Genomic DNA, 14,708 nt, shown 5'->3' on the forward strand with positions numbered 1-14,708 from the left:
CCTTGGCGTGCCGACACGTTACCCGTCGCCTGGCAACGGCGGCAAGTCGCTGCCGTCACACCGCAGCTGCCGCGCATCGGCGAAACTACCAGGGTGAACGCTGATCGACCTGCCCTGCTCCGCCCTCCCGCACTGCACCCGCGAGGCCTGCAGTGAGCGCCGCGTTTCCGCCCAGCTGGTATGCCTCCAGCCTGCCCGAACCGCCCGCACTGCCCTCGTTGCAGGGGCAGGTGCAGGCCGACGTTGCGGTGCTGGGCGCCGGCTATACCGGCCTGACCGCCGCACTGGAACTGGCCGCGCGTGGCCAGCGCGTGGTGGTGCTGGACGCACAGCGGGTCGGCTGGGGCGCGTCCGGCCGCAATGGTGGCCAGGCGCTGGCCGGCTATGGCTGCGAGGTGGACGAACTGGAGCGTCAGCTCGGCCGTGACGATGCGCGCCACCTGTTCGACTGGTCGCGCGAAGCGGTACAGGCGATGCGCAGGCGCATCGATCGCCATGGTATCGACTGCCATTGGGTGGAGGGCCACGCCAGCGTCGCCATCCGCGAACGCCACGAGCGCGACCTGCAGGCCAACTGCGAGCACCTTCAGCGCCACTACGACTACCCGATGCAGTGGTGGGACCGTGATGCCCTGCGCGCGCAGCTGGACAGCCCGCGCTACCGCGCCGCGATGTTCGATCCGCACAGCGCGCACTTGCACCCGCTGGCCTATGCGCGTGGCCTGGCCGATGCGGCGCGCGCGGCCGGCGTGGTGATCCACGAGAACTCCGCAGTGACCCGCGTGCAGCGCGGACCGCAGCCCACCCTGCATACCGCGCAGGGAAGCGTGCGCGCTGCGCATCTGGTGGTGGCCGGCAATGCCTGGCTGCAGGGCCTGCTGCCCGACCTGGAACGGCGGATCATGCCGGTCGGCACCTATATCGGCGCCAGCGCGCCGCTGGGGGCCGAGCGCGCCCGCGCCCTGATCGGCAACAACATGGCCGTGGCCGACACCGCGTGGGCACTGGACTATTTCCGCCTCAGCCACGACCACCGGCTGCTGTTCGGCGGCCGCGCCAGTTACTCGGCGTTGCCCCCACCCGGCCTGCACAGGGTGATGCAGCGGCGCATGCACCAGGTGTTTCCACAACTGGCCGACGTGCCGCTGGAGCAGGTCTGGGGCGGTTACGTGGACATCACCCGCAACCGCGCTCCGCATTGGGGCCGGCTGGACGGCAACCTGTACTTCGCGCAGGGGTTCTCCGGCCATGGGGTGGCCGCCGCCGGGCTGGCCGGCGAAGTCATCGCCGCCGCGATTGCCGGCCAGAGCGAGCGCCTGGACGTGTTCCAGCGGCTGCGGCATGCGCCTTTCCCTGGCGGCCGGCTGCTGCGCACGCCGCTGCTGGTGGCGGCGATGTCGTGGTACAAGCTGCGGGATGCGTTGTGGTGAAGATTCTGCATCTCCACCTGTATTGAACGTTCTGACAAGCGCACCGCAGCGCTGATCGTGCTGCACACGTCACAGATTTTCACGCAACATGTGTGATGGATGGTTGGTCAATTACCTAAATGCGCAGCTGTGCAATTGCATAATCGTTCGCAGACCGATAACGTCCTGAGAAACCGGGCCCCGCGGCGAATGGAAGCTGACAGGGGACACGTAGGAGAGGGGGACGTGCGATTGGACTGGTGGAAAGAAGGATTGTTGCTGAAGGTGCGCATTCGTCCGGCTGGCCTGATGCTTGCCTTGCTTTATGCAGTTGCCTATTGGGCAACCCGACAGCTGTCGCTGGATCAGTTCTATTTGCCAGCCGGCATCCGGGTGGCGGCCGTACTGTTGTGCCCGCCGCGCCTGTGGCCTTATCTGCTGCTGGGCGAATATGCGTACTTTGCACAGTCCCGCGTGCCAATGATCGAGAAGTACGGCCTGACATGGGTCATTGTTGCCTCCGCGTTCCTCATGCCCGCAGTGATGTTGATTGTGAAGCTGCAACGGCGACTGATGGCGGAGTCGCAGACGATCGGCCTCTTGTTGATTGCCGCCGCTTCCAGCGTCGTTATTACTCTGCTGAACCTCAGCTTTTCCCATCTGCTCTGGCCAACACCCCCTTCCACGCCCTTCCTGACCAATGCGGCGCGTTACAGCGTGGGCGACTTCATCGGCATTCTGACGGTGGCCCCCATCGCCATGCTGTGGGCGCGACAGGACGTGGGGCAGGAGTGGAACGCTGGACGAAAGACCCCGATGCTGGCGGTACTTTCGTTGATGCTGCTGATCGGGATAGCAGCAACTCAACTGCCCGCAGACTGGGTTGCGCTGAAGGCAACGCTCCTGCTGCTGTTGGCACTCCCCGCGGCCGCACTTACCTGCCTGTATGGCTGGAAGGGTGCCGCCCTTGCAGTGCCGGTGCTCAACATGGTCATCGGCCTGACCACGCCCAACACACATCCAACCGCATTCGATCCAGCGGCCTTCATCACCCAGCAGATCATGGCGATCAGCGGCATCGTATTGCTGTTGCTCGGATCACGCATCACCCACTTCTACCATCGTTACAGGCTGCGCGAGATGGGGGAAAGGGACGCCATCCATCTTGCGAGGAGCTCGCAATTGGCCAGCGAGATGGAGCTGCGTGAGCGTGCCCTGCACCTTCGCAAGCTCGGCGACGGCATTGATACGTCGCTGGTTGAGCTGGCCGACTGGCTCAAGGCCCAGGGACATCACGCAGTGGCCAGCAGCCTTCTGCATACCTCAAATGTACATTCGCGGCTCTTTCGCGAACAGACAAGCATGGTCTATCCCTCGGGCCTGGAGCATCTTGGGCTTTACGTGGCTTTGCAGGCTGGCGGCATCCGTGAGTCATGGAAGCTGACGGAGCGCGTTCTCCGCCCGGATCTGAAGGGCGACCCCTGCAACCTGAGCGTGGAACTGCAGTTGGCCGCTTACCGAACACTCATTGATGCGGTCTCCATTCTTCTCAAGCATGAAGGTGGCCAGATTCGCATTCGTGCAAGGTGCGGCGGAATGGGTTCCAGGCGCGGAATCCTCATGGTCGTGTCGCTGCTGGAGTCGCGTCGGCGCCTTTCCCAGCAGACAACCATGGCAGCGTTCGAGCGGCTGTCCGGGCGAACCCTGCCCTATGACGGGACCGTTGACTGCTATGGCAACCGGGTCAGGATTCTGTTCCTCGACCGTGAATCAAAACTTGAGGCAGTGCCCAGCGCTCCATCGCAGTACAGCTGCCCCGCACCCTCTGCGCTGCAGTAGTGCATTTCACAGTCAAGCGGCCGGAGCGAACCAAAGCAGCGGAATCGCATAAGCGTCCCGCTCATCCCTTGGCCAAGGGCGTCATGGGCACCCGGCGAACATCCGGGTGCCCATGCAGCCCGACACTCAAGCTCGCCGATATCCCGGCAACAGGCAGTATCAGGGTGCCTCTACCGCCCACAACACATCAGCTCCGCCAGCATATCTGACCAGCGTGAATGCGGAAGACCGATAGACAACCGTTCTGGTGGCTTTTGCGGGAACAGGCAGGCGCTGCTCCGGCAACGACACCCTCGCAGATGGGTCACCTGCCGGCAGCACCCAGAACGTGCCGGCAGCATTGCCGATCACGATGTGCACGTGCCCTGCGAGATCGTTTACCTGGAAATAGTCCATGCCATCGCGCTCGAACCCATAGACCAACCAGCCGGGATCCACGCTCAGGTCTTGTGCCTGCGGAATCGACTGGCCGAGTCCTTGGCCGGCCATCTTGATTCCATGGTCGTCACCCGGGGCAAAAGCAAAAACGGATACCGGCACCAACATCAATGCACCAGCAAATGCATGAATTCGGAAACTTCTCACACTAACCTCCAGGTTGGATGCAATACGGATCAAGAAGGATGCTACCGCCAATCGCATCAGCATATACCGGGCGGACTCCGTAGTGCCCATGGGACATAATCCACTGGATCGATGCAAACCCATGCCACGCCGATGCTGCGTCCGAAATCGCCAATACCTGCATCGAAACCCGCCACGGTGCAGGTCAGTGGCATCTGAGACAAGGACCTGGACAAGCGCGTGTAACTGCAGGACATCGTCGATTGTGTGATGGGGAACACAGCGGACAGCATCAACTGCCCAATGTGCCTGGTGCAACGGCTAAAACGTGATCGAACCGTGGGCGCGCTGATTGTGGAAGATTAACCGTCCGTTGGTGGCTATGCCGCCGCACTGCCGGGCGTGTAGGGCCACGAAGCACAGGAAGCCGCCAATTGCAGCGCAAAGGGAGGCCACGCACCTCGATTGCGCCCTTCTCCAACTGTCGATAATGTCTTCGGAAGTGGCCAGTCATCATTGGCCGGGAGACGGGAGACGCGGGCTTGGAGCGATTCAAAGAATCGATTGAACTGAGCTTCCGGATCCGACCCGTCGGAATCGCACTCGCGGCCGTCTACGCCCTGAGCTGCCTTGCCTCCCGTCAGTTCTCGCTGGATCAGTTCTTCCTGCCTGCGGGCATCCGGGCAGCGGCACTACTGATCGTCCCGACCCGCCTGTGGCCCTACCTGCTGCTTGGGGAGTACGCGTACTTCGCAACCCTGCGCATCCCCATGATCGATAGCTACGGCCTGGTCTGGGTCATCCTGGCCTCGACTCTGCTGATGCCGCTGGCGATGCTGGTGGTCTACTTGCATCGCATGAGAATGCCATCAGAGTCCGCCACCGGCCTCTGGCTGCTGTCGCTGACCTTCTGCACGGCATTGTTCGTCCCGGCTCTCAATATGGGCATTTCATTTGCTCTGTGGTCGAACCCGCCGCCCAGCAACCTGCTTAGCGCAGTTGATCGCACGATCTTTGGCCACTTCGCCGCCATCATCACCCTCGTGCCGTTGGCATTCCTCTGGTCGCGACGACACGCGGATCCCAATTGGACGCGCCGCTTTGCTGCGCCTACGGTCACGGCCATCCTGGTGATGCTGGTCCTGGGCCTGTGCATGCAGCTGACGGCCATCAGCGCCCACACCACACGCACCCACCTGGTGCTGCTGTCCTCCCTCCCAGCGATCGCCCTGACCTTCATGCATGGGTGGCGTGGCGCTGCCATCGCGATTCCGCTGTTGAACCTTCCACTCCATTTCGCCACACCCAGCACCGGCCTACCGTCCTCGTTCGACCTGGGCACCTTCGCCACCCAGCAGAACATGGCCGTGATGAGTGTCGCACTGCTCGCACTGGGATCCAGCATCAGCTATCACCATGAGCGTGCACGGTCCCGTGGACTGGCTGAGGAAACCACATTGCGCTTGGCACGCAGTTCGCATCAGACCCGTGAGCGTGAGCTTCGCGAGCGCGCCTCCCATCTCAAGCAACTCGGCGAAGGCATGGACAGCTCGCTCGGCGAGATGGTCAGCTGGCTGAAGGCGCAGGGGCATCATGCCGTGGCCAACAGCCTGCAGCACGCCTCATCCGTGCACTCGCGGCTGTTCCGTGAACAGGCCAGTCTGGTCTACCCCACGGGGCTGGAGCAGGTTGGGCTGTATATCGCGCTTCGGGTTGGCGGCGCATGCGAGACCTGGAACAACTCCCATCGCGTGATTCCGCCCCGGCTGGAGGGCAACCCCTGCTTGCTGACGGTGGACCTGCAACTCGCCATCTATCGCTCGCTGATCGAGGCGGTGTCGCTGCTGCTGGAGCTGGAGTCGGGACAGGTCAGCGTGCGCGCCCGGAGCGGCCAGGCTGGCGAACGCCGCGGCATCGTGGTGGTTGTGGGCCTGCTTGACCGTGGTTGCACGCTGTCGAACCGGACCGTTCAGCAAGCCACCGAGCGTCTGGCCGGCCGGATAATGGCCTACGGCGGCACGGTGCATTGCCGTAGCAACCGGCTCCGGCTCGTCCTGCACGAATCGATTGCGGGTACAGCGGCGGCATTCGCATCGCCTGCCTGACCGGGAACGACGCGCAGGGCACGCTGCTCCGCTAAAGTTGCGCCCGAAACCGCCGCTATCCGTGCCGAGCCCCTCCCTCGTGAGCCACCGCATCATGCCCGTGCCGCCGCAGGCCGCCGTCGATGGCGACCTGGCCGATCCGCTGCCACAGCGGATCCTGCTGGTCGAAAACTCCCGTGCGTTCACCGGCATGCTGCGCGAAGCGATCGAGCAGCGCCTGGAACTGCCGGTGGTGATCGCCTCCACCCTGGCCGAGGCCGACCGGCTGCTCAGCGAAGGCGGGGGCTGGTTCCTGGTGCTGACCGGACTGGTGCTGGCCGATGGCGACCGCGATGCGGTGGTCGAGTTCTTCCTCAAGCGCGACCTGCCGACGGTGGTGGTCAGCGGCGTGTACGACGAGGACCTGCGCAAGCGCGTGCTGCAGCAGCAGATCATCGACTACGTGCTGAAGAACACCCCGGGCAGCATCGACTACCTGGTGTGGCTGGTGCAGCGGCTGGAACGCAACCGACGCATCGCCGCGCTGGTGGTGGACGATTCGCCGTCCGCGCGTGGCTATGCCGCCGCCCTGCTGCGCATGTATGGGCATGAGGTGCACGAAGCCGCCGACGGCAACGAGGGCCTGGCTGCAATCGAGGCGCATCCGGCGATCCGCCTGGCGGTGGTCGACCAGGAAATGCCCGGCATGCAGGGCGTGGAATTCACCCGTCGCCTGCGCACCCTGCGCTCGCGCGACAAGGTGGCGGTGATCGGCATCTCCGGCAATACCGACGCCTCATTGATCCCGCGCTTCCTGAAGAACGGCGCCAACGATTTCCTGCGCAAGCCGTTCTCGCGCGAGGAGTTCTTCTGCCGCGTCTCGCAGAACGTGGACCAGCTGGAACTGATCGGCACCCTGCAGGACCTGGCCACCCGCGACTTCCTCACCGGCCTGCCCAACCGACGCTTCTTCCTGGAGCAGAGCCAGCGTCAGCTGCCGCAGCTGCAGCTGCACGGCCAATGCGTGGCGGTGGCGATGATCGACATCGACCACTTCAAGCACATCAACGACACCCATGGCCACGAAGCGGGCGACGACGCGCTGCGCGCGGTGGCCGGCGCGGTGACCGCGCATGCACGCAGCCACGACCTGATCGCGCGCTTCGGCGGCGAGGAGTTCTGCCTGCTGGTGCCAGACATGGAACAGGACGAGGCGCTGCTGTACTTCGAGGAGCTGCGCCAGCGCATCGCCGCACTGGAGGTGGACATCGGCACCGCTACCCTGCGCATGACGGTCAGCATCGGCCTGTGCTGTCTGCGCCCGCAGCGCGATGCGCTGCACCGGCTGATCTCCGAGGCCGACCGCCAGCTGTACCTGGCCAAGGCCGGTGGCCGCAATCGGGTCAGCTGCACCACGGTGGCCAGCCCGCTGCGTCCACGCGAGCCGCGCTGACCTGACCGGCTCGCTTTGATCCAGATCAACGCCGTTCCCGCACGGCAGCTCTACAGTCGGCCCCGACATACGCATGAAGGGGAGCCGGGGATGGCACTACTGGTCTGGCAGGACGATCTGAACATCGGCATCGATGTGATCGACCAACAACACCGCCGCATCATCGAGATGCTCAACCACCTGCACGTGGCCCAGTCCAGCCTGCAGCGCGCGGCAGTGGGTGAAGTGATCGACGAGGTGGTCGACTACACCATGTCGCACTTCGCGTTCGAGGAAGAGCTGATGGAGGAAGCGGGCTACCCGTTCTGTGCCGCGCACAAGCGCGTGCATGAGATCTTCATCAAGCGTGTGGCCGAGTACCGGCTGCGCTTCCAGGCCGGCGAGGACATCAGCGATGAACTGCGCACGATGCTCTCGCGCTGGTTGTTCAACCACATCCGCGGCGATGATCAGGCCTATGCCGAACAGGTCAAGGCACACCTGAACCAGTTCACCCGCGAGCACCAGGGCGGTGGCTGGCTGGGACGCACGCTCAAGCGCTTCTTTGGCTGAACCGCAGCGCGCGCCGGTGCAGTGCCACCAGCGCGCACAGCGTCGCTGCCGCAGTCAGGCACAGGTAGTAGCCGACCGCGACCAGACCGAAGCGTTCGGCCAGCCAGGTGGCCAGGTACGGCGCCGGTGCCGCACCCAGAATGCCGGCCAGGTTGAATGACAGCGATGCGCCGGTGTAGCGCACCTCCACCGGGTAGATCTCGGCCAGGAAGGTACCGCAGGGACCATAGGTCAGGCCCATCAGGAACAGGCCCAGGCACAGGAAGGCGGTGACCATCCACGGGCTGTGCGGCTGGAACAGCGGCGCGAACAGAACGCCGAAACCGATGATCAGCACGCTGGCCACGATCATCGTGCGGCGCGTCCCCCAGCGGTCGCCATAGCGCGCCGACAGCGGGATGCCCAGCGCGAAGAACAGCATGCCGGCCATCTGCATCAGCAGGAACTGCTCGCGGCTGTAACCCAGCACCGCCGTGCCATGGCCGAGGCTGAACACGGTCATCAGGTAGAACAGCACGAAGGTGGCGAACGCGCCCAGGGTACCCAGCAGCATCGGCACCGGGTGGTCACGCAGCACCGTCCACATCGGCAGCCGCACCGGCGCCTTGCGCTCCAGCGCCTGCTTGAAGTCGGGGGTCTCGTGGATGTTCAGCCGCACCCACAGGCCGAGGCCGACCAGCAGCGCGCTGGCCACGAACGGAATGCGCCAGCCCCACTGCAGGAAGTCGGCCTGGCTCAGGCAGCGGCCCAGCACCAGGAAGGTACCGGCCGACAGCAGGAAGCCGAGCGGTGCACCCAGCTGCGGGAACATGCCGTACCAGGCACGCTTGCCCGGCGGTGCGTTCTCGGTGGCCAGCAGCACTGCCCCGCCCCACTCGCCGCCCAGACCCAGGCCTTGGCCGAAACGGCACAGCGCCAGAAGCGCCGGCGCCCACAGACCGATCTGTGCGTGCGTCGGCAGCAGGCCGATCAGCACCGTGGACAGCCCCATGGTCAGCAGCGCAGCCACCAGGGTGGCCTTGCGGCCGATGCGATCGCCGAAATGGCCGAACACTGCCGAGCCAACCGGGCGTGCGATGAAGGCCACCGCGAAGGTTGCCAGCGACTGCAGCAGGGCTGCCTGTTCGCTGCTGTCCGGGAAGAACAGGTGCGGGAACACCAGCACCGCGGCCGTGGCGTAGATGTAGAAGTCGAAGAACTCGATCGTGGTACCGATCAGGCTGGCCAGCAGAACACGACGGGGGGAATTCACGGGCGGCGCGGCAGCGGTGATCGAGGACATCGGCAACACGGGAAATGGCAGATCGACCGATTCTGCCACGGGCCGGTGGCCGCACGGGACGATGGTTTCAGCCGACACCGATGCCAACGAGGGGGGCAGGCGCCATTGTTCTGCAGGTTCTCGCCCCTGCTCGACCACATTCCACGAAATGCAGAAGAGCATCGGCTCGGCTCTACAGGTGGGCGCAAGGCCCGGCGCCGTTACAGCTGTATCCAGGTGGCCTTGATCTCGCTGTACTTGTCGAACGCATGCAGCGATTTGTCGCGCCCGTTGCCGGACTGCTTGTAGCCCCCGAACGGAGCGGTCATGTCGCCGCCATCCCAGCCGTTCACCCAGATGCTGCCGGCACGCAGCTGGCGCGCGACGCGGTGGGCTCGCCCCAGGTCCCGTGTCCACAGGCCCGCGGCCAGGCCGTAGCGGCTGTCATTGGCCACGCGCACCGCTTCGGCCTCGTCTTCGAAACCAAGCACAGCCAGCACCGGCCCGAACACTTCCTCGCGCGCCAGTGCCTGCTCCGGGCGCACCTGGTCGAACACGGTGGGCTGGACGTAGCTGCCGCCGGCTTCCACTTCGGCGCGCCGCCCACCCAGCAGCAACCGGGCACCCTCGCCTTCGGCGCGCGCGATATCGTCCATCACCTTGTCCAGGTGCGCGGCATCCACCAGCGCGCCCATCGGCGCATCGGGGTCCAATGGATGGCGGGGGTGCATGTGCTGGCCATAGGCAACCACCTGATGCACGAAATCCTCGCGGATCGAACGCTGTACCAGGAGCCGCGAACCTGCGGTACAGACCTCGCCCTGGTTGAAGAAGATACCCTGTGCCAGCGCCTTCGCGGCGGCGTCCAGATCAGGGGCGTCGGCGAACACCACATGCGGGCTCTTGCCGCCACACTCCAGCCAGACCCGCTTGAGGTTGGATCGCCCTGAACACTGCAGCAGCTTCGCGCCCGTGGCCGTGGAGCCAGTGAAGGCGAGCACGTCCACATCCATGTGCAGGGCCAACGGCTCACCGACGCGCGCACCGTGCCCCGGCAGCACGTTCAGCACGCCCTCTGGCAGGCCCGCTTCGGCGGCCAGCGCCGCCAGCCGCAACGCACTCAAGGGCGAGCGCTCGGACGGCTTGAGCACCACCGAGTTGCCCATGGCCAATGCAGGCGCGATCTTCCAGCAGGCCATCAGCAGCGGAAAGTTCCACGGAACGATCGCGGCCACGACCCCTGCGGCCTCGCGCGTGACCAGTCCCAGTTCGTGCGGGCCGGTCGGCGCGATCTCGCCGTACAGCTTGTCCACGGCCTCGGCGGTCCAGCTCAGGCAGCGCACCGCGCCTGGCAGGTCGATGCGGCGCGCATCACGCACCGGCTTGCCCATGTCCAGGGTTTCCAGCAGGGCCAGCTCGTCGGCATGCGTTTCGACCAATGCCGCCAGCGCCAACAGCACGCGCTTTCGCTGGGCCGGGCTGGCCTGCGACCAGTGGCCGGCCTCGAAGCTGCGCCGCGCGGCCAGTACCGCGCGCTCCACGTCCTGTGCGTCGCAGTCGGCGACCGCCCCCAGTACGCGACCGTCGATCGGGCTGACGCAGTCGAAACGGGCGCCGCTGGCTGCATCGACATAGCGGCCATCGATGAAGGCCTGGCCTGGCATCGACAGCTGGAGGGCCAGTGCCTGCCAATGGCTGCGGTCGGGAAAATCGGCCATGGGAAGCTCCAGCATTCTACGAGCCTTGGTTATACCTGGGTCACCGCGACTCCGCCGTGACGTGGCTGCGCTACATTCGTCGCATCGGACCCGACGGAGCTGGCATGAAGCGTCCCGGAAGCGACCTGCACGACCTGACCACACAGCGCCCCGAGTCACTGGACGCTTACTGGATGCCATTCACCGCCAACCGCCAGTACAAGGCGGCACCACGCATGCTGGTCCGCGCCGAAGGCATGCACTACGAAGACATCGATGGCCGACAGATCCTTGACGGCACCGCCGGCCTGTGGTGCTGCAACGCCGGCCACGCGCGACCGCGCATCGTCGAGGCCATCGCCGGGCAGGCACGCACGCTCGACTACTCGCCCGCTTTCCAGATGGGCTCGCCGCCGGCCTTCGCGCTGGCACAGCGGCTGGCCGCACTGGCTCCGGCCCCGCTCAACCATGTGTTCTTCACCAGCTCCGGCTCGGAGGCGGTGGATACCGCGATGAAGATCGTGCTGGCTTACCACCGCCAGCGAGGCGAGGGCCAGCGCACGCGCTTCATCAGCCGCGAGAAGGCCTATCACGGCGTCGGTTTCGGTGGCATGGCGCTGGGCGGTCTGCCCAACAACCGCAGGGCGTTCGGCCTGCAACTGGGGGGCGTGGACTATCTGCGCCACACCCTGGACCTGCAGCGCAACGCGTTCAGCAGGGGCCTGCCGCGCCAGGGCGCGGAGCTGGCCGACGACCTGGAACGGCTGATCGCGCTGCATGACGCCTCGACGATTGCCGCCGTCTTCGTCGAGCCCATCGCCGGCTCCGCCGGGGTGATCCTGCCCGCGCCCGGATACCTGCAGCGCCTGCGCGAATTGTGCGACCACCACGGCATCCTGCTGGTGTTCGATGAGGTCATCACCGGTTTCGGCCGGGTCGGCATGCCCTTCGCCGCGCAGCGCTTCGGGGTCACACCGGACCTGCTGACCTTCGCCAAGGCGGTCAGCAACGGCGCGGTGCCGCTGGGCGGCGTGCTGGCCAGCGACGCCGTGCATGCCACGCTGATGCAGGCCCCGCCGCAGGCCATCGAGCTATTCCACGGCTATACCTACTCGGGTCACCCGCTGGCCTGCGCCGCAGCGCTGGCAACACTGGACGTCTACGCCGAGGAGCGCCTGTTCGAGCGCGCCATCGAACTGGGCGAGTACTGGCAGGAACGGCTGCACGCGCTGCAGGGCCTGCCCAACGTGATCGACATCCGCAACTTCGGGCTGGTCGGCGCGGTCGAGCTGGCACCGCGCCGCGATGCCCCTGGCAGCCGCGGCTACGAGGTGTTCCGGCGCTGCTTCCACGATGGCCGGCTGCTGGTGCGCTGCACCGGTGACATCATCGCGCTGTCGCCGCCGCTGATCGTGGACAAGGCGCAGATCGACCAGATCACCGGCACCCTGGGCGAGATGATCCGGGTCACCGCCTGAGCCCGGGCCGGCGGTGGCGAGCGGGTACAATGGGCGGTTCCGCTCCTGCTCGTTGCCGTGCCCATGGATATCGTCGTCAAAGAAGAACTCAAGGCCTACATCGACCCGCTGACCGCGGACGAACATGACGCGCTGGAGCGCAGCATCCTGGCCGAAGGCTGCCGCGATGCGCTGGTGCTGTGGGGTAATGTGCTGGTCGATGGTCACAACCGTTTCGGCATCTGCCAGAAGCATGGCCTGCCCTTCAACACCGTGCAGAACACGCGCTTCCAGAGCATGGAAGACGTTCACCTGTGGATGATCGAGCAGCATCTGGGCCGTCGCAGCGTGTCCGATTTCCAGCGCGGCGTGCTGGCGCTGCGCAAGCGCGACATCCTGGCCGCCCGCAAGCAGGTCGAGCAGGCGCAGCTGCAGCGCGAGAGCGACGGTACCGCCGAGATTGCCGATGAGGCGGGCGAGGACAGCCCGCCGTGGGAGCCGGCACCGAAGCTCAGCCGCGCCGAACTGGCCCGCGAAGCCAAGCTGAGTACCAGCCAGGTCGGCATGATCGAGCGCATCCATGCCCAGGCTGCACCCGAAGTGGTGGAGGCAGTGAAGGCCGGCGTGATCTCGATCAGCGCCGCCGCAGCCGTGGCCGATCTGCCCGAAGAGGAGCAACGCGCCGCCGCCGCCGGCGGCAAGGATGAGCTGAAGCAGGCGGCCAAGCGCGTGCGCGAATCCAAGCGCAGGCCGCGCGCGCCGAAGCCGGACGCGGCCGAGATGGACTTCGAGGAGCCCAGCGAGGACGAGATCGCCAGCCGCGACGCCGAGGTACTGTTGGCACTGGAACAGCTGGGCGAGGATGCCCCGGCCCTGCGCCGCCGCGTGGTCGCGTTGACCCGCGAGAACGACACCCTGCGCGCGCAGCTGGCCGCGCTGCGCAAGCAGGTAGTGCCGGCCGCTGGCCGGCAACCCCATGAAGGTATCGGGTGAACTGAAGATGCCGGCCAGCGGCCGGCACTACCAGATGCTCATGCCGTGCCGGTTAGACTTCCGGCATGACGCCTGCCCACGATCCGCGCCGCGCCCAGCTGCGGCGCCTGAAAGCCCTCGCACTGGGCCTGCTGCTGTTGATGCTGGCCGGATTCGCGGTCAGCCATTGGCACGGCGAACGCGGCATCTGGGCCTGGGTTTCGGCCTTCTGCGAGGCTGCTGCGGTCGGCGCGCTGGCCGACTGGTTCGCAGTCGTTGCGCTGTTCCGGCGGCCAATGGGCCTGCCGATTCCGCACACCGCGATCATCCCGCGCAGCAAGCAACGCATCGGCGACAGCCTGGCGCTGTTCGTGCGCGACCAGTTCCTGGAACCGGGTGTGCTGCTGGCCAAGCTGCAGGTGTTCGATCCGGCCAGTCGTCTCGGTAGCTGGCTGGCCGACCCGGCACGCTCGCGGATGCTGGCCGACATGGCCCGCGGCTGGGCGCTGCAGGCACTGGATTTCTTCGACGAAACCGCGGTGCGGCGGCAGCTGCATGCCTTCGTGGTGCAGCAGCTGCGGCAGTGGAACGCTGCTGCCACCGCCGGTGAACTGCTGGCCCTGCTGACCGCCGATGGCCGCCACCAGCGCGTGCTGGACGAGGGCCTGCAGCGCCTGGGACGCTGGCTGGAGCAGCCGGAGGTGAAGGAGCGCGCCTCGCAGCTGATCGTGCGCTACATCCAGCGCGAATGGCCGACGCTGTCGAGCACGGTGAACTGGGTCAAGCCAATCGACGAGATCGGCGACAGCCTGGCCGAACGCCTGGCGCGGGCGGTACTGGAAGAACTGCAACAGGTGCTGGCCGAGCCGCAGCATCCGCTGCGCCAGGACTACGAGACCTGGCTGCAGAACTACGTGCAGCGCCTGCGCGAAGACCCGGCGCTGGCTGAGCGCATCGAACAGCTCAAGCAGGACATGATCGACCACCCCGCCCTGCAGGACTACGTGCAGGGGCTGTGGGCGCGTATCCATGCCAGCCTGCGCGCCGACCTGCAACGCGAAGACTCTGCGCTGGTCGGACACCTGCGGCGCAGCCTGGCGTCGCTGGGCAGCAGCCTGCAGGCCGACCCGGCCCTGCGCGAGGCCCTCAACCAGCACCTGCTGGAAGGTGCGCAGCGCCTGACCGGCCGCCTGCGCGAGGGCGTGACCACGCATATCGCGCAGACCGTGAAGGGCTGGGACGAGCGGCACCTGGTCGAGCAACTGGAACTGAGCGTGGGTCGCGACCTGCAGTTCATCCGCTTCAACGGCACCCTGGTGGGCGGGTTGATCGGCCTGCTGCTGCATGCGGCAACCGTGGTGTTCAGGTTCTAGCCCCAGCCAACGCCCACGATCAGCGCGCTTGATTCATGAAATGCGAA

11 protein-coding genes are annotated in these 14,708 nt (G+C 66.1%); 8 read left to right on the forward strand and 3 right to left on the reverse strand.

Annotated elements, in window-relative coordinates; genetic code table 11:
* Positions 1-152: 152 nt before the first annotated feature.
* Complete coding sequence (locus tag AC10QF_RS00830) at positions 153-1,430, forward strand: NAD(P)/FAD-dependent oxidoreductase (RefSeq protein WP_494541571.1); 1,278 nt, start codon at positions 153-155, stop codon at positions 1,428-1,430.
* A gap of 225 nt (positions 1,431-1,655) precedes the next feature.
* The gene (locus tag AC10QF_RS00835) at positions 1,656-3,248 is read left to right on the forward strand and encodes an MASE1 domain-containing protein (protein WP_069138028.1); all 1,593 of its coding nucleotides are present in this window, start codon (positions 1,656-1,658) and stop codon (positions 3,246-3,248) included.
* Between the two features lie 159 nt (positions 3,249-3,407).
* On the opposite strand, the gene AC10QF_RS00840 is transcribed toward AC10QF_RS00835, so the two are convergent.
* Positions 3,408-3,896 carry a hypothetical protein gene (locus tag AC10QF_RS00840; protein ID WP_032954065.1) on the reverse strand — a complete coding sequence of 163 codons (489 nt, stop codon included), beginning with the start codon at positions 3,894-3,896 and terminating at the stop codon, positions 3,408-3,410.
* Between the two features lie 458 nt (positions 3,897-4,354).
* Between AC10QF_RS00840 and AC10QF_RS00845 the strand changes: the two genes are divergently transcribed.
* The 3 genes from AC10QF_RS00845 (at position 4,355) to AC10QF_RS00855 (ending at position 7,901) form a co-directional block, all read left to right on the forward strand.
* The gene (locus AC10QF_RS00845) at positions 4,355-5,917 is read left to right on the forward strand and encodes an MASE1 domain-containing protein (RefSeq protein WP_005415918.1); all 1,563 of its coding nucleotides are present in this window, start codon (positions 4,355-4,357) and stop codon (positions 5,915-5,917) included.
* A 94-nt stretch (positions 5,918-6,011) separates the two neighbouring features.
* Positions 6,012-7,349 (forward strand): diguanylate cyclase, encoded by a 1,338-nt coding sequence (locus AC10QF_RS00850; protein ID WP_069138029.1) that lies wholly within the window; start codon positions 6,012-6,014, stop codon positions 7,347-7,349.
* A gap of 90 nt (positions 7,350-7,439) precedes the next feature.
* Positions 7,440-7,901, forward strand: a complete 462-nt coding sequence (locus AC10QF_RS00855) for a bacteriohemerythrin (RefSeq protein WP_005415916.1) — start codon at positions 7,440-7,442, stop codon at positions 7,899-7,901.
* Here the strand turns inward: AC10QF_RS00855 and AC10QF_RS00860 are convergent.
* Both AC10QF_RS00860 and AC10QF_RS00865 read right to left on the reverse strand, forming a co-directional pair.
* Positions 7,882-9,183, reverse strand: coding sequence for an MFS transporter (locus tag AC10QF_RS00860; protein WP_494541572.1), 1,302 nt, complete (start codon positions 9,181-9,183; stop codon positions 7,882-7,884). The two genes, AC10QF_RS00855 and AC10QF_RS00860, sit on opposite strands and share 20 nt — an antisense overlap.
* Positions 9,184-9,383: 200 nt before the next feature.
* A complete protein-coding gene (locus AC10QF_RS00865) occupies positions 9,384-10,880 on the reverse strand; it encodes an aldehyde dehydrogenase (protein ID WP_494541573.1) in 1,497 nt (498 codons plus the stop codon).
* A gap of 104 nt (positions 10,881-10,984) precedes the next feature.
* Here AC10QF_RS00865 and aptA point away from each other — a divergent pair, with 104 nt between their 5' ends.
* The 3 genes from aptA (at position 10,985) to AC10QF_RS00880 (ending at position 14,661) form a co-directional block, all read left to right on the forward strand.
* Positions 10,985-12,337, forward strand: a complete 1,353-nt coding sequence (aptA, locus tag AC10QF_RS00870; RefSeq protein WP_494541574.1) for an omega-aminotransferase AptA — start codon at positions 10,985-10,987, stop codon at positions 12,335-12,337.
* Positions 12,338-12,400: 63 nt separating this feature from the next.
* Positions 12,401-13,309, forward strand: a complete 909-nt coding sequence (locus AC10QF_RS00875; RefSeq protein ID WP_494541575.1) for a ParB N-terminal domain-containing protein — start codon at positions 12,401-12,403, stop codon at positions 13,307-13,309.
* Positions 13,310-13,374: 65 nt separating this feature from the next.
* Entirely contained in the window at positions 13,375-14,661 is a 1,287-nt protein-coding gene (locus AC10QF_RS00880; protein WP_069137962.1) for a DUF445 domain-containing protein, read from the forward strand.
* Positions 14,662-14,708 lie beyond the last annotated feature (47 nt).

It is taken from the genome of Stenotrophomonas maltophilia complex sp. Om-AH-Sm3, assembly GCF_059337855.1.